At 61.3% G+C, this 19593-nt stretch carries 16 protein-coding genes; 11 read left to right on the forward strand and 5 right to left on the reverse strand.

Features of this window, described 5'->3' with window-relative positions:
- Positions 1–26: 26 nt before the first annotated feature.
- On the reverse strand, positions 27–1154 hold the full coding sequence (locus tag B2M20_RS05925) for a lysylphosphatidylglycerol synthase transmembrane domain-containing protein (RefSeq protein WP_139372851.1): 1128 nt from the start codon (positions 1152–1154) through the stop codon (positions 27–29).
- Positions 1155–1842: 688 nt separating this feature from the next.
- On the reverse strand, positions 1843–2277 hold the full coding sequence (locus B2M20_RS05930; RefSeq protein WP_079446143.1) for a hypothetical protein: 435 nt from the start codon (positions 2275–2277) through the stop codon (positions 1843–1845).
- 167 nt (positions 2278–2444) lie between these two features.
- Here B2M20_RS05930 and B2M20_RS05935 point away from each other — a divergent pair, with 167 nt between their 5' ends.
- Positions 2445–3035, forward strand: a complete 591-nt coding sequence (locus B2M20_RS05935; protein WP_079446190.1) for a hypothetical protein — start codon at positions 2445–2447, stop codon at positions 3033–3035.
- A 27-nt stretch (positions 3036–3062) separates the two neighbouring features.
- Here the strand turns inward: B2M20_RS05935 and B2M20_RS05940 are convergent, their stop codons facing one another.
- Positions 3063–3491 (reverse strand): universal stress protein, encoded by a 429-nt coding sequence (locus tag B2M20_RS05940; RefSeq protein WP_079446144.1) that lies wholly within the window; start codon positions 3489–3491, stop codon positions 3063–3065.
- 137 nt (positions 3492–3628) lie between these two features.
- Positions 3629–4162, reverse strand: a complete 534-nt coding sequence (locus tag B2M20_RS05945; RefSeq protein ID WP_079446145.1) for a SixA phosphatase family protein — start codon at positions 4160–4162, stop codon at positions 3629–3631.
- Positions 4163–4270: 108 nt separating this feature from the next.
- Between B2M20_RS05945 and B2M20_RS05950 the strand changes: the two genes are divergently transcribed.
- The 6 genes from B2M20_RS05950 to B2M20_RS05980 all read left to right on the forward strand — a co-directional run bounded on the left by B2M20_RS05950 (position 4271) and on the right by B2M20_RS05980 (position 13837).
- Positions 4271–5704 (forward strand): NAD(P)/FAD-dependent oxidoreductase, encoded by a 1434-nt coding sequence (locus tag B2M20_RS05950; RefSeq protein WP_087881118.1) that lies wholly within the window; start codon positions 4271–4273, stop codon positions 5702–5704.
- 136 nt (positions 5705–5840) lie between these two features.
- Complete coding sequence (gene msrB, locus B2M20_RS05955; RefSeq protein WP_079446192.1) at positions 5841–6356, forward strand: peptide-methionine (R)-S-oxide reductase MsrB; 516 nt, start codon at positions 5841–5843, stop codon at positions 6354–6356.
- A gap of 314 nt (positions 6357–6670) precedes the next feature.
- The gene (locus B2M20_RS05960) at positions 6671–8512 is read left to right on the forward strand and encodes a flagellar hook-basal body complex protein (protein WP_079446146.1); all 1842 of its coding nucleotides are present in this window, start codon (positions 6671–6673) and stop codon (positions 8510–8512) included.
- A gap of 140 nt (positions 8513–8652) precedes the next feature.
- Positions 8653–10515, forward strand: a complete 1863-nt coding sequence (gene flgK / locus B2M20_RS05965) for a flagellar hook-associated protein FlgK (RefSeq protein WP_079446147.1) — start codon at positions 8653–8655, stop codon at positions 10513–10515.
- A gap of 28 nt (positions 10516–10543) precedes the next feature.
- Positions 10544–12049, forward strand: coding sequence for a flagellar biosynthesis protein FlgL (locus B2M20_RS05970; RefSeq protein ID WP_079446148.1), 1506 nt, complete (start codon positions 10544–10546; stop codon positions 12047–12049).
- A 330-nt stretch (positions 12050–12379) separates the two neighbouring features.
- Positions 12380–13837 carry a pyridoxal phosphate-dependent decarboxylase family protein gene (locus B2M20_RS05980; RefSeq protein WP_079446150.1) on the forward strand — a complete coding sequence of 486 codons (1458 nt, stop codon included), beginning with the start codon at positions 12380–12382 and terminating at the stop codon, positions 13835–13837.
- Positions 13838–13993: 156 nt separating this feature from the next.
- On the opposite strand, the gene flbT is transcribed toward B2M20_RS05980, so the two are convergent.
- Complete coding sequence (gene flbT, locus B2M20_RS05985) at positions 13994–14422, reverse strand: flagellar biosynthesis repressor FlbT (protein ID WP_079446151.1); 429 nt, start codon at positions 14420–14422, stop codon at positions 13994–13996.
- Positions 14423–14777: 355 nt separating this feature from the next.
- Here flbT and B2M20_RS05990 point away from each other — a divergent pair, with 355 nt between their 5' ends.
- The 4 genes from B2M20_RS05990 (at position 14778) to B2M20_RS06005 (ending at position 19581) form a co-directional block, all read left to right on the forward strand.
- Positions 14778–16388: a flagellin N-terminal helical domain-containing protein gene (locus tag B2M20_RS05990; protein WP_079446152.1), complete on the forward strand. Its 1611-nt coding sequence runs from the start codon at positions 14778–14780 to the stop codon at positions 16386–16388.
- A 493-nt stretch (positions 16389–16881) separates the two neighbouring features.
- Entirely contained in the window at positions 16882–18498 is a 1617-nt protein-coding gene (locus B2M20_RS05995) for a flagellin N-terminal helical domain-containing protein (RefSeq protein ID WP_079446153.1), read from the forward strand.
- A 325-nt stretch (positions 18499–18823) separates the two neighbouring features.
- On the forward strand, positions 18824–19189 hold the full coding sequence (gene flaF, locus B2M20_RS06000; RefSeq protein WP_079446154.1) for a flagellar biosynthesis regulator FlaF: 366 nt from the start codon (positions 18824–18826) through the stop codon (positions 19187–19189).
- Between the two features lie 26 nt (positions 19190–19215).
- Positions 19216–19581, forward strand: a complete 366-nt coding sequence (locus B2M20_RS06005; protein WP_079446155.1) for a hypothetical protein — start codon at positions 19216–19218, stop codon at positions 19579–19581.
- Positions 19582–19593 lie beyond the last annotated feature (12 nt).

A 19593-nucleotide genomic window follows, 5' to 3' on the forward strand; every position in this document is an offset into this window, starting at 1 on the left:
ATAAGAGCGGAGAGGAAGTCGCCGGCTCAGTCCTGCACGACCGGCGACTTGGCCGCCCGTGGCGATGCCGCCTCATCCGGCGGGCCATCACTGTTGCCCTTACCGTGGTCGTCGTTAGCGCCGTTGTCACCGACAACGTCGCTGTTGCCGTTGCCGTTGATCCTGCGGCGGTGCTGCCAAGGCTGCACCACGTTGAGCCAGAGTTCGCGGGTGCCCATGATGGTGATGGCAATGGCGAACGGGATCATGAAATAAAGAATCCGGAATACCAGCAGCGTCGCCAGCAACTGCTCCTTGCCGAACTGCGGCAGCGCCACCAACATTGCCGCGTCGAACACGCCGAGGCTTCCCGGCGCATGACTGGCGAAGCCGAGCAGGGTGGCCAGAATGAAAACGACCGCCACCGACACGAAATCAATGTCCGGATGCGTGGGCATCAACAGATACATTGCCAATGCACAAAATCCGAGATCGACGACTCCGATCAGGATCTGCACGAAGGTCAGCGGCGCGGACGGCAGCACGACCTTCCAGCCGTTCTGCCCGAGTTCGCGGCGGTTGCGACCGGTGATGATCCAGGCGAGATAGATTGCGATGCCGCCGAGGCAGCCGAATGCGATCAGGCGGTTGACTGACGGCGGCAGCAGGTCCATCGCGCTCGCCGCCCAGGGATGCCAGGCCATGCCGATGCCGAGCACGAACAGGTTGCCGAGCCAGAACGTCAGCCCGGAGATAAAACAGATCTTTGCGACGTCGATGGCGTTCAGCCCATAGTCCGAATAGATCCGAAACCGGATCGCGCCGCCGGTAAACACCGTCGCGCCGACGTTGTGGCCGATGGTGTAGCTCGTGAAGGCTGCGAGCGCCGCGACGCGATAGGGGATGTGATCCTTGCCGATCGTCCGCACCGCGAAGAAATCATAAAAGGTCAGGGTGCAGAACGCCCCGACGACGCAAAGCGCGGCCAAGGCGATCTCGGAGGGCGACTTTTCCGTCAGCGCGACCAGGATAACACCGGAGTCGACGCCCTTAAGGGTGTGGATAAGAGTCGTGATCGCGAAAGCGATGATGACGAAGCTCGCAACGACACCAAGCCGTTTCCAGCCGATCCATTCCTTGAAGCCGCGCTGCAGCGCGGTCAGCAGCCGTTGCATTCGTCCTCCCGCTAGCGCCCCGATTCCGAAGGTCTTATGGCCTTGTGGAAACGTCCAATGCGAATTTCGAAATCAAGGGACACTAGTAATCTCACTATTCCGGTGTGGCTTGATTTCAGAAGACGCCGCTCGACGGCCTCGTCGGGACCATGACGCCAAATTCTGACCACCACACCAGGTCACGATACGTTTCGAGCCGATTGCGGAGAGGAAGGCAAGCGGCTGTTCCGTCTCTCATACGCGAAAAACTCATAAGACAAAACGGGGCGTTTGACGGTCGCTATCAGGCCTGAACGCGGCGGCGCCTTCACCGGTTGAAAAAAGTCAGGACACATCCCCGCTGCGCGCGTCCGCAGCGGCGAAAGTGAGTTGACGATGCATATAGGCATAAGACGCCCCGTGTTCCATCGCCGGTTAGGAAGTTCTTGCAGACGACATCATCAAAGCCCCGACAGCTCCTTATGCGTCGGATGTATGACATCGCTTATTACGCGAGGGAAACAATTTGTGAAGCTGGTGCTGAACTTGTGCATGGCCGCTTCGCAGTGCACTGGCGAGCCGGTGCGAATCGAATCCGGATCGATCACCCCTTCCTGCTCAGGACAGCCAGGACGGAATGCCAGCACACGATGAGCTTGTGCCGGGACTTAGCGACTCGGAAGTGCCATGCAAATAGACGTTTTGAGAGTCAGGTCTTGCGCAGCGTGAAGTAAGCGCCGCAGAAGGCCATCGCCGCGCCAAGGCCGAGCACGGCAAGGCCAGTTATGAAACTTGAGACGGTCGGCGCGGTGCTGGGCGCCGAGGCGGCCTGTCCCGCGCCCGCCAGAAACAGTACGGCGACTACGATCAGGAACTGCCGGAGCCGCTGCTGAATGCGGTTGGACGCTGCGCTATGCATCAGCGTCGCGACAAAATAGCTGCCGGAGAAGCTGGCCGTTGCGACCAGCCACCATGCGATCGCGGCACCCGCAGGCATGAACTCCTTGGCATCGGAACGCCAGAGCCCACCGAGGTCGAGACCAATCTGAGCGCCCAGCATGTGCACGGCGAGAGCGAGCAATATGCCGGACACCATTGCCCCGCCGACGATCAAGTGGCGCGGAAAATAAGCGGTTTCAGCCATGAGGGTTTTCTATAGCGTTTTCGAGCGAAGTGAAATCCGGTTCGCGTGAAGAAAACGCCTCAAATCAAAAAGCTTAAGTCTTTCGCTGTTTCCGTGAAGCGGTGAAAGACTCTAGGATAAAAACTGCACGTCGAGCAAGAGAACGCACCGCTGTGCGAAGGGTACTGATTGTGTCGCCGCCACCAGAGATACCGCCGCCTGGCGTTGGATACGCTTATAGAGCCTCGCTGATCGGCTCAGCGCATCGGTTCGCGCTGGAGGATGACGGGATATCGTGGCGCGTTGGCCGCCGGACGGGAAGATGGCGCTATGCGGACGTCGCTGCCTTGCGCATGTCCTACCGGCCGATGTCGATGCAGTCGCACCGATTCCGCACCGAGATCAGCCATCGGAACGGCGGATGCATCATCGTGATGTCCACCACCTGGCGGACTTTGGCGCTGATGGATGCGCAGGACAAGGACTACAGCACGTTCATCGTCGAACTGCACCGACGGCTTGCAGCGCATGGCGCGCGCACCATGCTCGTTGGCGGCCTGAACCCGGTGCTTTATTTTGCGGGCGCGGGCGTGTTGACGCTGCTGTCCGTAGCGATGGCAGCCCTGCTGGTGCGGGCGATGGTCACAGGCGAATGGGCCGGCGCCCTGTTCATCGTCGGTCTGTCTGCGCTTTTTGGCTGGCAGATCGGCCGTTTCATGCACCGCAACAGACCGCGTGCCTACACATTCAATGCGTTGCCGCGGGAGTTGCTGCCGTAAACTGACGCTGCTCCTCGCTCTCGACGCTCAATGTCGCACGACCAACACCGAGCAACTGGCATAACGCACCACATAGCCGGCATTGGAGCCAAGAAAGTAGGTCTTCATCGCCGGCCGATGCGAAGCCATCACGATCAGGTCGGCGTCGACGGCCTGGGATTCCTCAAGAATCTCATGATAGACGCTGTTGCCCTGCCGCACCACGCTGGAAATGCGCGACGGTTCGATGCCCACCTCGCGTGCGACGATTGCCAGCGCCTCCTGGGACGACTGACGCTGCAGCATGTCGAAATCCGCCGGCACGTATTCGGTGAGCATCACCGGCGTCATGTGCAGCACGTTCAGTAGCCTGATGGTTCCGTTCGAGGTTTGCGACAACAACACCGCGGTTGCAACCGCGGGCTTGGCGAGATCGGTGTTGGTAAGATCGATCGGCACGAGAATGGATTTGAACATCGGGTGTCCTCCATCATGCCCAGTCCCCGCGTCGAATCCTGTCTTCCTAAGGGGCTGACTCAAGGGCAGCTTGCCATGCTGCGTGCCATACAAGCATATCATGAAAGCGATGCGGAGTCGGATGAAAGGCCGAACTGTCAGGCTTCCTTCAGCAGTTTCGGGCTGACGTACCGGACGAGTTGTCCGCCACCGAATGTGATGCTGTCCCAGCGATCGACGGCGAAGTCGATGACGGCAAGACCCGACGTCGGCAGGTTGTCGGCCAGCGCCGCACGTCCGGCTGCGTCACCGCCGCCGATCAGACGAAGCGCGAGGTCGTGCATGCCGGGATTGTGCCCGACGATCATGAGGCGCTCAGGATCCGGGCCGGCGGAACGAATAATTGTCAGGAGTTGCGCCGGCTCGGCGCCGTATAGCTCCGGCAGGTGCTCGACAAGTCCCGGAGCCATTTGATCCGAAAACTTTTGCCGAACGATGTCCCAGGTCTCGCGTGCCCGCACAGCGGTCGAGATCAACGCGAGATCCGGCAGCAGTGATCGCTCTGTGAGAAGCCACGCGCCGATTTCGGCGGCGTCGTTGCGGCCGCGCGCGGCAAGCGGGCGGTCCCGATCGCTTCCACTGGGCGAGTCGCGTTCGGTTTTCGCGTGTCGAAGCAGCAAAAGGCGGCGCATGACGCTGGCTCGATTCGAGGTTAAGCATGACCCGGAACGCGGGGTAGGGCCGGCTTAGTCTACAACCTTGCACGGGACAAGGTCACAGGGGTAGTGGTAGGAAACGTCATGATTTCGGATAACATAGTTGCGGCCGATGGTCCCGGTGACGCGGAGTCTGCGGCGCAGCGGCGCGAGCAACTGACTTTCGATCTCGACGTTGAAATCTGCGTCGTCGGCGGCGGCCTGGCCGGCCTCACTGTGGCGCTGGAGGCGGCACGGACAGGCGCAAGCGTCGTCGTGCTCGAGGGCCGCCATGTCGGCTGGAGTGCGTCCGGCCATCATCTCGGCACGGCGATGCCTGGCTACGGACTTCCGCTTTCCGATCTGATCGCGCGCGTCGGTTTCGATGATGCCTACGAACTCTGGTCGCTGTCTCAGCAGGGCGCTGATTATGTTCGCGCCCATGCCGCTGAAGATGTCATTCCGGGACTAGGACTCACGGAAGGCGCGCTCGAGGTTTCCAATGTCGATGCCGGCGAGCGGCTCATCAGCCAACTGCAAATGCTAAGCGAGGATTTTGCGACCGAGGCAGAGGGATGGCAGATCGACCGCGTCCGCGACACCTTACGCACCGACCGGTATTTTCACGCGGTGCATTATCCGCGAGCGTTCCAGATCGACGGTCGCAAATATGTTCACGGCCTCGCGGAGCTCGCGCGTAAGGCCGGTGCTCGCATCTTCGAAGGGACGCCGGTGGTTAGCATCGATTCGTCCGGGATTCGGAAACGCATTACGACGCCGCGGGCGCGGCTGCGGGCTTCCAACGTCGTGCTTGCGGGCAATGTCCATCTTGGCGAAGCGTTGCGGCGATTGTCCGATACTCTGGTGCCGGTCTGGCGGTATGCCGCCGTCACTTCGCCGTTGGGCGAGCGGCTCGCCGAGGTGATGAGGTTTCAGGGCTCTGTCATCGACACTGACGGGATCGATCATTTTCGGATCGTTGATGGCGACAGGCTGATGTGGGCGAGCCCGGAAACGACCTGGGAGGCGCGGCCGGAGCGCCATGCCGGGGGGATCTGCAAGCGCATCCGTACCACCTTCCCGCAACTCGGTACTGTCGAGATCGCGAAGGCTTTCTGTGGTGCGGTCGGTCAGACCGTGCACGGTATGCCGCAGGTCGGCCAATTACGGCCTGGACTGTGGGTTGCGAGCGGCTTCGGCCGGCAGGGGCTGAATACCTCGGCGATGGCCGGGCAACTGATCGCCCGCGGCATGCTGGAAGGAGATGACCGCTGGCGGTTGTTTGCGCCGTTCGAACTCGTATGGGCGGGCGGAATGACCGGACGCGCGGCAGGCTATGCGATCAGCATGGCCATGCAAGCGCGATCCGCCGCCGCCGGCACGCTGGCGCGCTATCGCGAGCGGGCGCGGCAGGCGCGGCTGAATGCGGCCAATCGCCAGACGGGATCGCGTCCGCGGCGATCCGCGGCTCATCATGCGCTGGCGCCAAATGATTCCGGGGAAACAGGAGCGGGCGGCTCTTCAACCTCGCCCCGCTAATGGGAGGAAGCCAAAACGCTTCCGGAAACCACCTCGCAAGAACGTGAGAACATTCCCGACACGTCCGTGTAACTTTGCCCAGGTCGTCCCGTATGAGATGCAAGGTGAATCGGTTCTCGCTTGCACGGAGACAACCATGATTGATCGCCGCATCCTGCTCGCATCCGCCGCCGGTCTTGCGGGTCTGTTCGGCTTCCGCTGGGCAGGGAGAGAATCCGCTTGGGCGACGGGGACGAAGGTCTCGCGAAAGTTCGAGATCGAAAAGACCGATGCCGAATGGCGGGCGCAACTTACGCCGCAGCAGTATCACATCCTGCGTGAGCACGGCACCGAGCCGCCTTTCTCCAGTCCCTTGCTCAAGGAGCATCGCAAGGGCACATTCGCCTGTGCCGGTTGTGGCCTGCCGCTTTATTCGTCCGAGACGAAATTCGAAAGCGGTACCGGCTGGCCGAGCTTCTGGAAGCCGCTCGACAACGCGGTCGGAAAATCTACCGACACAACGCTTGGCATGGCGAGGACCGAAGTGCATTGCCGTCGCTGCGGGGGCCATCTCGGCCATGTCTTCGACGACGGGCCGAAACCCACGGGCCTGCGATACTGCATGGACGGGTTGGCGCTCGTCTTCCATCCTGCTTCGCCATCGGCGACGTAAAGTTCGTTTGCTTCATCCCCGGATGGAGATCGTGATGGCCGGGCTCGGCCCGGCACTCCTTCATATCTTCCGAAGACAGCGAACCGGACCCCTCGCAAAAAGTAGTCCCGATCGCTCGCCACCGCGAGGCGCTTCCCGGCAAGAGTTGCCGAGCAAGGCAAGAATGCCCCGGGCTTTGAAGCCGGAGCTCTATGCTAACTTGCTGAAATAATTTGTCTCTTCCGTTGGCATGGAGCTTGCGATGTCGTTTGCCGGCCGCGGCGAATTTTGACCCGCGTTTTGGGCCGCCGCCTGGATCGAGTTGGAGACGACGTATGGGTATTTTCGACGCACTGAATACTTCGGTCGGCGGTTTGCAGGCACAGTCCTTTGCACTTCAGAATATCTCCGGCAACATCGCAAACTCCCAGACCACAGGCTATAAGGGTATCACCACCGCCTTCGTTGACCTGATCCCGGATTCGACCACCCCCAATCGCCAGGTTGCCGGCGGCGTAACCGCCTATGCGACGCCAACCATCAGCAGTCAGGGAACGGTGTCCGCCTCGACGGTTGGCACTTACATGGCGATAAACGGCGATGGCTTCTTCAACGTCCAGGCGCCGACGGGACGGGTCGACAACCAGCCGCAGTTTTCCGGCGTGACTTACTACACGCGGCGCGGCGATTTTCAGGTCGATGCTTACGGCCATCTGGTCAATAGCGCTGGCTACTATCTGATGGGCGTGACGGTCGATCCCAGGACCGGCAACCCGCTCGGCAATGTGCCGCAGGTGCTGAAATTCCAGAATAGCTTCGTTCCTGCGCAAGCCACGACGACGGTGCAATACGCCGCCAATCTTCCGGCGGTGCCGAGAACGCTGTCGAGCGCGACCGCGCCGGTCGGGAGCATTACGGCGGCCGGCGGATTGAACCCGTCCGACTTCACGACCAATTTCAATCCCCTTGTGGTCGGCACACCGGCCCCGCCCTATACCGACAACACCATAACTGGGTCGCCGGCGACCAATCAGCAGACGCCTGCGGTCGCGATCTCCAGCGCGACGCTTTTGTCGGGCACGGCGCCGAGCGACTCGTTGCCGGGCGGATTCGCGGTCGGTGACACCATCACCGTGAACGGCACCACGATCACCTTCACCGACGCCAGCACCGCGTTGCCGCCGGGCGCGCAGGATGCGACCCATGTCCGCATCGACGACACCGTCGGTGATCTGCTGAGCAAGATCGGCGCGATCACCGGCCAGGCTCCGACGATCAATGCCGGCACCGGCGCAATCACCCTGCATACTGGCACCGCGCAGGACCTCTCGGTGACGAGCGCAGCCGCGGGCTGGACGGCAATGGGCTTCGGCGCGACAACCAACGTAGCGCGCGGGGGCGGCGGCACGCCCGGGGCTGGCGTGGTGATCGCTAACGACCAGACAATCTTCCAGCAGCAATCGATCAGCGGCGGCGCGGTCACGGCCTATGATGCGACCGGGACGGCGGTGAACCTGCAATTGCGCTGGGCCAAGACCGACAGCGCTTCGCTCGGCGCCGGGCATTCCGATACCTGGAACCTGTTCTATCAGGCCAATCCGAACGCCACCGGCACGCAAGCGGCGTGGATCAACGTCGGCACCAATTTCACCTTCGGCACCAACGGCCAGCTTTCGAGCCCGGTCGGGTCGTCCGTCACCATTCCCAGCGTCAGTGTCGGGTCCCAGTCGCTCGGCAATCTCACGCTGAATATCGGCTCCGGCGGTCTGACCCAGTACGCCAGCAGCGGCGGCAACGCCACCATCAATGCGATCAACCAGAACGGCTACGCCGCCGGACAGCTACAGTCGGTTGCCGTCAACAATGACGGCGTTGTGGTCGGCACCTTCTCGAATGGGCAGAACCTGTCTCTCGCGCAGGTGTCGCTGTCGCACTTCAACGGCACCAACTACCTCAAGGCGCTCGACGGCGGGGCCTATGCGGTGACAGACGAGTCGGGGCCTGCAATCGCGGGTGCGGCAGGGCACATCAGCGGCTCGTCGCTCGAAGGCTCCAACACCGATATCGCCGATGAGTTCACCAAGCTGATCGTGACCCAGCAGGCTTATTCGGCGAATACGAAAGTCATCACCACCGCGAACAGCATGGTTCAGGATCTTCTGAACGTGCTGCGATAGAGCATGATCCCAAAAAGTGGGAACCGGTTTTCGGACAAGATCATGCTCAGTCGAATGAATAGAACAGAGTTTGATTCAACGCAGTTGAATCGGACTCTGGTCACGACGCGGATTGATCCGGTTTCGAGGCGGGCAAAAAGATGAGTTTGAGTTCGGCCCTCTCCATCGCGATGTCCGGCTTGCGCGCTAACCAGGCCGCGCTGTCGATCGTGTCCGGCAACGTTGCCAACGCGAACACGCCGGGCTACGTCGCGCAGACGTTGGTGCAGGACCAGATCGTTACCGGCAGCACCGGTTCCGGCGTCCGCATTATCGGCGTCAACCGCACGCTTGACGCCTATGTCCAGTCGCAGTTGCGCACGGAAAATGCCGGCAGCGCTTATGCAAATCAGATCGCCGGAGTGCTCGGCCAGTTGCAGAACGTCTATGGCACCCCCGGCAACGATGGAACGCTGGAGGCGGCCTACAATAACTTCACCTCCGCATTGCAGGCGCTGTCGGCGAGTTCGGGCAACACGGCGGCGCAATCCTCTGTGCTGAACGCCGCGCAGGCGCTGGCGCAGCAGCTCAACGCCACCACCAGCGGCATCCAGACGCTGCGCTCCAACGCCGAGCAGGATCTCTCGGTGTCGGTCTCGCAGGCCAACGCGGCGATGCAACAGATCGCGCAGCTCAATCAGAAGCTGCAAAGCTTGAGTGCTCAGGACCCGGCGGCCGCGACGCTGATGGATCAACGCGACGCTGCAATCGATCAGCTTTCAAGGTTGATGGACATCCGCGTGACGACGGACGGCGTCAATCAGACCTCGGTATTCACCACGTCTGGCATCCAGCTCGTCGGCGGTGTGTACGCTTCAACGCTGACGTTCAACGCGCAGTCCTCGCTTACCGCGAACTCGCGATGGAGCGCGGATCCCGCGAAGTCGAGCGTCGGCACCATCATCTGCCAGCTCCCGAACGGCGCGAAGATGGACATGATCGCCTTGCAAGGCATCAACTCCGGTCAGATCGCCGCCGATGTCCAGTTGCGTGACAAGATTCTGGTGCAGGCGCAGAACCAGGTGGACCAGATGGCGGCGACGCTCGCCAGCGCATTGTCGGACGTCACCACGAGCGGCGCGCCGGTGGCCGGACCGCCATCGGGATTCGACACCAGTCTCTCCAGCGTGCTGCCGGGCAACGCATTCAACGTCACCTACACCGACTCCAGCAACGTCTCGCACACCGTCACCGTGGTGCGGGTGGACGACCCAACCGCGCTGCCGATTCCGAACACGGCCTCGAATCCAAACGACAGGGTGATCGGCGTCGATTTCTCGGGCGGGCTCGCCTCGATCGTGTCGCAACTGAATGCGCAACTAGGAGCTACGTCGCATCTGACGTTTTCCGCTTCCGGGTCGCAGTTGCGGGTGGTCGATGACGGTTCGGGTGCATCGACCGTGACCGCGGCATCGACTACGACGACGGTGCAGTCGCTGACCTCGGGCAGTCCGCAACTGCCGTTCTTCACCGACCGTGCCTCGCTCTATACCGGCGCGATCACAGGCACCGCGTCGCAGATCACCGGGCTGGCGGGGCGCATTCAGGTCAACGCAGCGCTGCTTGCCGATCCCTCGAAGCTCACGGTCTACAACACCTCGCCGCTGACTCCCGCCGGCGACACCACGCGCTCCGATTTCATTTTCGACCGGTTGACGTCAGCCACTTTCACATACTCTCCAAACACCGGCCTTGGCGCGGCCGCCGCGCCGTTTCAGGGTACATTGCCATCGTTCCTGCAGCAGTTCGTCAGCTTGCAGAGCGGCACGGCGACAACAGCGAAGCAGGTCGCGCAAGGTCAGGACATCGTCGTCAATACTTTGCAGGAGAAGTTCGACGCCAAGTCCGGCGTGAACATGGATACCGAAATGTCCAATCTGATCGCGTTGCAGAATTCCTATGCGGCGAATGCGCATGTGATGACCGTGGTGCAGAGCATGATGCAGACGCTGCTGCAGGCATAATTGTAACGACGGCGTAAAGGCGGTTCGCATGGCGATCAACGGAATCAGCTTCGGCAACACCATCCTTGGCGGCTCGATCCAGAACCTGAAGACGCAGATGGCCGATCTGCAAAACCAACTCACAAGCGGCAAGCGTGCGACCACCTACTCGGGCATGGGCGCCAATGAAGGCTTTGCGATCGCGGCGCGCGCGCAACTGTCGAACATCTCCGCGTATACCGACACCATGATGAAGATCAACACCAACATCGGAGTTGCCAATACGGCGCTGCAGGCACTCTCCAACATCGGTACGCAGTTGCAAAATGCGGCGAACAGCGGATCGCAGGTGCTGAACAGCGCCGGACAGACCGCAGGCCAGCAGACCGCGGTCGCGCAATTTTCGTCAGTGGTCGGCATCCTGAATACGCAGGCCGGCGACCGCTACATCTTTTCCGGCAGCACAATCTATACTCAGTCGGTGGCCGCGTCGGATCTCATCCTGAACGGCAATGGGGCCGGGCAGGCGGGGTTGAAGCAGGTCATCTCCGAGCGCAACCAGGCCGACCTCGGTACCAGCGGCCTTGGCCGTCTCAACATTTCCTCGCCGACCGCGACGTCGGTGTCAGTTGCGGAGGATGCGTCGCCCTCGGTCTACGGCATGAAACTGCAATCGGTGTCGTCGTCATTGACAGGGGCCACCGTCACAGGTCCGGCCGGAGCGCCGCCTGCCATTTCAATCGATCTCGGTGCCACCAACCCGGCCGACGGCGACGCGGTGAGCTTCACCTTCAATCTTCCGGACGGCACCAGCGAGACAGTGCAACTGACGGCCTCCAGCGCAGTCCCGACGCCTGCCGGCAGCTTTGCGATCGGCGCGACGCCTGCCGCAACCGCTGCCAATCTCAACGCCGCACTGACGAGCTCGGTCGGAACGCTGGCAAAGACAGCGCTGGTCGCGGCCTCCGCCATCCGCGCGACGCATGATTTCTTCGATCAGCCGCCGCAGCGCGTCGACATTACGCCGCCCGCGACGCTTGCGACCGCCACGGCCGCGGTGAACGGCACCGCCGCCGATACCGTGCAGTGGTACACCGGCGACGCCGGAGCCGGGTCGGCGCGCGCAACCTCGACCGTTCGGGTCGATCCTTCGGTGACGGTGCAGTATGGTATGCGCGCGAACGAGGACGCCATCCGCTCGCTGATGGAATCCGTTGCGGTTCTCGCGGCGGTGACGACATCGCCGACCGATCCGAACGCGACCGACCAGATTTCGGCGCTCAACTCGCGCGTTGCGCAAAATCTGACGATCGCGCCCGGCAGTCAGAATATCCGTGACATCCAGGTCGACCTCGCCAACGCGCAGACCGTGATGAAGGATGCGACCGCGCGGCAGAAACTGACGCAAGCGACCATGCAGAATATCATCGACCAGGCGGAGAATGTCTCCACCGACGAGGTCGCGAGTCAGTTGTTGGCGCTGCAAACCGACCTGCAGGCGTCATACCAGACCACCGCGATGCTCTCGCAGCTCAGCCTGGTAAAATTCATCTGACGTTATTAGTTACGTCCGAAGCAGGATAGCTTCAGCCCTGACGAAGGAACGACAAACCCGTTCCAAAACCCGTCATGATGCGTTACTCATTGGGAATTCCGCGCTGCCGGGACTGGCCCGCCTCCCTATGGCGTTTTCGAACGAAAATGCTCTAAGTGGAACTGGAGCGGGCAGGCGCGACGGTTTATCAGCCCATCGGGAAATGCCGGTCAGAAGCCCTTTTGCGCGCGGCAAGGAAGCACGTTTCATGCGCAGCTTTGAGATTGAATTCGTCCTTCGTCATTTCGATGCGCCGTGCACGATGATCGCTTGCGGCGGGGAGCGCGCATCATGAAGCCTGCATCGCGCGACACGCTGCCGGAAGCCGATGAAACGCTCGATCCAGACGACTGGAACAAGCTTCGAGCGGAGGGGCACCGGATGCTCGATGATATGTTCAATCATATAGCCAAGGTTCGCGAGCGCCCGGTATGGCGGCCGATACCGGCGGAAACGCGCGCCCGTTTCCGCGAAGAGCTGCCGCGAGAGGGCGCCGATGTGGCCGACATTTATCGGGAGTTTGCCGAGTACATCGCTCCGTACACCGCCGGGAATGTCCACCCCGGATTCATGGGATGGGTCAACGGCGGCGGCACGGCTGTCGGGATGCTGGCCGAAATGCTGGCGGCGGGGTTGAATACCAATGTCGCCGGCCGCGATCAGATGCCGATCGAAGTCGAGCGGCAGATCGTTCTGTGGGTCCGGCAGATGTTCGGCTTTCCCGATACCGCGAGCGGCATCTTCGTCACGGGAACGTCGATGGCGAACCTGATGGGAATTCTGGTGGCGCGTTCAGCGCGAATCGGCCCGTCCGTGCGCCAGCGGGGCTTGATGGATCGCGGCGCCGGTCTCATCGCCTATACATCGGTTGCGACGCATGGCTGCATTGCCCAGGCCATGGACCTCGCAGGCTTCGGCACCGACGCCCTGCGGCGGATTCCGGTTGACCGCTGTCATCGCATCGATGCCGATGCGTTGCGTGCGCAGGTCGCCGTCGATCGCGCCGCGGGACTTGAACCATTTCTCGTGATCGGGTCGGCGGGAACAGTCGACATCGGAGCGATTGACGATCTTGCGGCGCTGCATGGCGTGTGCCGCGACGAGAAACTATGGCTGCATATCGACGGCGCATTCGGCGCTCTCGGGGTCTTGTCGCCGGAGATTGCACCTCGCCTCGCAGGAATTGAAAGCGCCGACTCCATTGCTTTCGATTTCCACAAATGGGGACAGGTGCCCTACGACGCGGGCTTCCTTCTCGTTCGCGACGGCGAACAGCACCGCCGCACATTTGCGGCGCCGGTCGCCTATCTGCGCCGGGAAACGCGCGGGCTTGCGGCGGGCTCGCCGTGGCCATGCGACTACGGCCCGGATATGTCCCGCGGCTTTCGCGCGTTGAAGACGTGGTTCACGTTGAAAGCCTACGGCACCGAAAGGCTCGGCGCGATGATCGGCCGGACCTGCGCGCTGGCGCGCTGCCTGGAAGCGCAGATCGCGGCCGAACCAAAACTCGAACTGCTCGCGCCGGTGCAACTCAACATCGTGTGCTTCCGCTATCGGGCCGACGATGCCGACAGGGTCAATGCGGAAATCGTCGCATTGCTGCACGAGTCGGGAATCGCAGCGCCGTCCACGACCATGCTGGACGGTCGGCTCGCGATCCGCGCGGCGATCGTCAATCATCGCACCGGAATGCGCGACATCGAAGCGCTGGTATCAGCGGTGCTGGAATTCGGCGCGCGCGAAACCTGAAGCCGTGACGGCCGCGCGCCCGCGTCGGCGCGTATTATGGCGTTTTCGAGCGAAGTGGATACCGGTTCGCGATCGAAATACGCGCAGATTGATCGAAGGCATTTTCTTTCTGCTAACCGGATTCCACTTGACCGGAAATGCTCGCGCGGCGTGATGTCAGGCGGAGCGTCGTCTGCTGTCGGCGCGATCGGCGGTGCTGTCGCTCATACCCGCCAGCTTCTTTTCGTAGGCGATCAATTTCTTGACTTCCTTCAGCGCCTTGTAGAGGTCGCCGTTGAGGATGTCGTTGTTGATGCCCTCGATGATCGGCCACGCGCCCGGCATGGTGGTGATGATGTCGCGCAGCAGGCTGAAATACGTGCCGTGATTGATCTGTGGCTCCGGCGACAGGTACATCAGTTGCACCGCGAGGTAGATCAGCTTGGCGGGTGTGTCCGCTGTTTCAGGCGTCAAAATGTCCTTCTCGCGAAGGATCGGAATCTTGTCGCCTTCGATCAAAAGCCGCGCGCGCTGGTCGGTGTTGGTGACAACGCAGGCGCCGATGATGATGCGTTCATGCGGCTTCAATTCGACTTTCAGCGCCATGACGGTTTCCTGTCATTGAATGAAGCGTGCCGGAACGCACGGCACTGCCATTCGCTGCGAAATGCGGCGGACGGCCGCGTCGGCGCGAGCATCGCGGACAGTCTGGCCGTGATCCTTCCCGATTGTGGTTAACGCCGGGTAAACGGCGGTAGCGGCCACCGGAAATGAAATGTCCTTGAATCCCGTCCATACCGGCGCAAATCAAGCCATGCGCTCGCTTCGGCCGCCGGCCGAACAGCCGCGCGAGTCTGCGATTGGCTTCATGCTTTCTTAGAGTCTTCACACCAGTGTGGCGCCTCGCCGAGGATCTTCGGCGTATGGGCGTATGTGTATTCACACCAGAAAGGTATGAAAGATGTCCGATATCGTTCTCTCCGCATCGGTTCGCCAGAATCTGCTTTCCCTCCAGTCAACCGCTGATCTGCTCTCCACCACGCAGAACCGTCTTGCCACCGGCAACAAGGTCAACTCGGCGCTCGACAACCCGACCAACTTCTTCACCGCGCAGGGCCTCAACAACCGCGCCAGCGACATCAACAACCTGCTCGACTCGATCGGCAACGGCGTGCAAGTGCTGCAGGCTGCCAACACCGGCATCACCTCGCTGCAGAAGCTGGTCGATACCGCCAAGTCGATCGCCAACCAGGCGCTCCAGGCGACCACGGGATATTCGACCAAGTCGCAGGCGACCACTGCCGCCATCACCGGCGCGACGGCGGACAACCTGCTCGGACCGGGCGGCGCTCCGACTGACCGGACCGTGACCGGCTCGGCGGTTAACAACGACGACACCGGTGGCGCAGCGGCGATCACGACTGCGACCAAGCTGGCTGGTACGGCGGGTGCGGGTTCGGACAACCTTGCGTCCAATATCAGCGCATCCGACACCATCGTTGTGAACGGCAAGACGATTTCGTTCAACAGCGGTTCCGGCACTAGCGGTTCGGCGACGGCTGGCACGCTCTCGATTGACGTGACCACCGGTGACGTGGGCGATGTCCTCGATGCCATTGATGCGATCACGGGCAATACTGCTGGCACGTCCACGATTGCGGCCGGTGCGATTTCGATCCACACCGGTACGGCCCAGGATCTGGTGATCAGCGGATCTGCTCTCACCAAGCTTGGTCTTACCGCCAACACCTACGCCCGCACGGCCGGAACTCCGGCTGCGCTCGATGGCAAGACGTTGACGATCGCCGCGACCGACGGTGGCACCGCGACCAGCATCACGTTTGGTACGGGCGGCGTGACGACCCTCGATCAGTTGAACACGGCGCTGGCCGCGAACAACCTGTCGGCCTCGATCAGCACGGCCGGCGCGCTGACCTTCACCACCACCAACGATCATGCCCATGCCACGATCGGTGCGTTCGGTGGTACGGCGGTTGCCGCTGGTGCAGGCCTGTTCGGAGCTTCCGTGACGGTGAGTGCGCCGGTGGAAGACGCCAACGCGCAGAACAACCGCGCCACGCTGATCAGCCAGTACAACGCGGTGATCGACCAGATCAAGACCACCGCGCAGGATTCGTCCTTCAACGGCGTCAACCTGTTGAATGGCGATCAGCTCAAGCTGGTGTTCAACGAAACCGGCAAGTCCACCCTGACCATTCAGGGCGTGACCTTTGATCCGGCTGGCCTCGGCCTCGCGTCGCTGGTCAAGGGCACCGACTTCCTCGACAACGCCTCGACCAACAAGGTTCTGGACTCGCTCAACAACGCGTCCGGCACGCTGCGCTCGCAGGCTTCGACCTTCGGTTCGAACCTGTCGATCGTGCAGATCCGTCAGGACTTCTCGAAGACCCTGATCAACGTGTTGCAGCCCGGCTCGTCCACCCTGCCGCTGGCTGCCCCCAACGAGGAAGCGGCGAACAGCCGGGCGCTGGCCCCCCGCCAGTCGATCGCGGTGTCGGCGCTCGCGCTGGCCAACCAGTCGCAGCAGAGCGTGCTGCAGCTGCTCCGCTAATCGCAAACGCATCTCAGACGACGGAAACGGCGGGGAAACCCCCGCCGTTTTTTGTTGTAGCGTTTCGAGCGAAGTGGACACGAGGTTCGCGTGAAGAAAACGCGCCAAACAAAAAAGCTAAGGGTTCGGGTTTGATTTCATCAAAGCGGAATAGCTTTAGCCGGCGGTCCAATTCTTCTGAAGCCGGATTGTCAGTGCTTGTTCATGAGGTCTTGAAAGAACGGCGAAAATTGCTCGTGGGGCGATGCTTCCGAGCTATTGAATTTCGTAGTCAACATAGTAGGACAAAACCCTCATCCGCCTTGCATTCTGCCGATTGAGTTCAGAAAGGACGTGCGCGCCAAGAATGTCACGACTGCTTTCTTGTGGCCGCGACGATCGAGCGGGGATTAATCCTGGGTTAACCATAAATTAAAACGTCTTGTTCACCTTTCCGACCAGCGACCGGCTCTTGGGGCGAGTTGGCGTCCGCGCAGGTTAGGGAAGGCCAGTCATGTCCGACATCGTTCTCTCGGCATCCGTTCGCCAGAATTTGCTCTCGCTGCAGTCTACTGCCGATTTGCTGGCGCAAACGCAGAACCGTCTTGCCACCGGCAAGAAGGTCAACACGGCCCTCGACAATCCGACCAATTATTTCACTGCAGCAGCGCTCGACAACCGCGCCAACGATATCAGCAATCTGCTTGACGGCATCGGCAACGGCATACAGGTGCTGCAGGCGGCCAATACCGGCCTGACCTCGCTGCAGAAGCTGGTGGACACGGCGAAGTCGGTCGCCAATCAGGTTCTGCAATCCCAGGTCGGCTATTCACAGAAATCGTCGGTGGAAAGTCTTCCCGTAACGGGCGCGACCGCGCTCGATCTCAGAGGCACGACACCGTTTACAAATGTCGCCGCAACGCCCGGCACCGCCCTGAAGACCGGCACCGCCAACGCCGCCGCGACCGGCGCCACCCTTATCAGCGCGCTGACCGACGGCGCGGTTGCGACGCCGACCGGCCCCGCGGCCGGCGAGAGCTTTTCCGTCAACGGCAAGACCATCACGTTCGCGGCGTCGGGCGCGGCGACGACCGACCCTTCCGGAAACGTCACGATCGGCATCGACCAGACACTCAGTGCGTTGACCGGCGTGATCGATGCGCTGAACGGCAACACCACGCCCGCCACCGCATCGACAGTCAACGGCAGCGGGCAGATCGCGCTCAACACCGGTATCGCTCATGACCTGGCGCTGACGGACTCCACGCCGGCCGGAGTTCTCGCAAAGCTAGGCTTGAGCGCGGGAACGACGGCGCGCGGCGGGGGCGCGGGAAACCTCGACGGCAAGACGCTAACGATCGGGGCAACCGGCGGCGGCGTCGCGACCAACGTCACGTTCGGTGACGGCACCAACGGTACCGTCAGAACCCTTAACGACCTGAACGCGCAGCTTGCTTCAAACAATCTCCAGGCCACGATCAATTCGGCAGGCGTTATCACGATCTCGACCGCCAACGAGGCTGCCGCAGAGACCATTGGCACGATCGGCGGAACCGCGGCCGGCGCGGGATATGCCTTCAATGGCCTTGTCGCCGGCGCGCCCGTTCAAGATTCAGCGGTTCAGGCGGCTCGCGCCGGCCTCGTCAATCAATACAACAACATCATTCAGCAGATAAACACGACGGCGTCGGACTCGTCTTTCAACGGCATTAATCTGCTGAGCGGCGACACGCTGAAGCTCATCTTCAACGAGACCGCAAAGTCCACGCTCACGATCACCGGCACCAACATGAATGCAGCTGGCCTTGGACTGTCGGCCCTGACGGTGGGCATCGACTTCCTGGACAACGGCTCGGCCAACAGCGTGATCGCCAGCCTCGACAGAGCGTCGACCACCCTGCGCACGCAGGCTTCGACGCTTGGTTCGAACCTGTCGATCGTGCAAATCCGTCAGGACTTCTCGAAGAACCTTATCAACGTGTTACAGACCGGCTCGTCGAACCTGACCCTCGCCGACACCAACGAGGAAGCGGCAAACAGCCAAGCGCTGGCCACCCGTCAGTCGATCGCGGTGTCCGCACTGGCGCTGGCCAACCAGTCACAACAGAGCGTCCTGCAATTGCTACGCTGATGACGTAAGCTCGGCGAATGTCACGAGATTCGCTTGCCGTGAAGGCTCCGGCGAATGTGAAAATCGAAAAAACACCGCAACGAGGCCAAGCGTTTTCGAGCGAAGTGGATACCGGTTCGCGTGACGAAAACGCGTCAGAATAACAATCTAGAAACTTTGTTTCTAATTCCAGTCAGGAGCAAAGCGGCACCATTGCAGAACCCGCTGCATTTGCCACTTTTTCGACGCATGTGAAAACACCGAGTAACCCATTTTAAAGGTGGTGCTGATAGACATTCGGCAACGCGAAGTTGCGTGCGCCCTTTCTTTTTCCCCCGAGGTTTAGATGTCGAATGCTGCTCAAGCCTATGCCCGGACGGCTCAAACCTCGTCGTCTCCGCGTGAAATCGAGGCGCAGGCTTTACTGAAAGCGGCGCGGCAGCTTCGGGAGATCCAGGACAACTGGAAAGGGCCCGACAGTGACATGCAAAAGGCGCTGCTGTTCAACCGCCGTTTGTGGTCGATCTTCATGAGTGCGGCGGACAGCGAGAGTAACCCGCAGCCGCTGGAGGTTCGTCAGAACATCGCCAACATCGGCGTTTTCGTGATGAAGCAGACAGTCGACATGCAGATAAATCCAGACCCTGCGAAGCTGACGGCGCTGATCGACATCAACTGCAATCTCGCAGCCGGCTTGTCCGGTCGAGCGTAATCCCCGTCACAGACGGAGCCGGATCATTGGCCGACGTCCTGAATATCCTGGCATCGAACTACACAACGGTCGGTCAGAACGTCAATCTGAACACCGGAAGGTATGTTAACGTCGATCCCAAGGTTTTCGAAGGCACATGGAGCGGCAAGTACGCCAACCAGAAGCCGTTCTCCGTGACGATTTCCGGCGTCAATGGTTTCCGCGCCAAGGCCAAGTACCAGTACGGAAGCACGATCAAGTATCAGGAAGTTCTGATAAAGAACAATTCGTTCCGGGTCGGCGATTCAAAGTTCGTGCTGACAAAGGCTGGCACCGCGAAGGTCAGCACTGTCATGAGCAATCCGGCGACGGGTGCAAGCACGCTCGAGAACGCCTACGTCCATCAGAACTGAGCATTATTTTGA

The sequence above is a fragment of the Nitrobacter vulgaris genome (assembly GCF_002028545.1).
Taxonomy (GTDB): Bacteria; Pseudomonadota; Alphaproteobacteria; order Rhizobiales; family Xanthobacteraceae; genus Nitrobacter; species Nitrobacter vulgaris.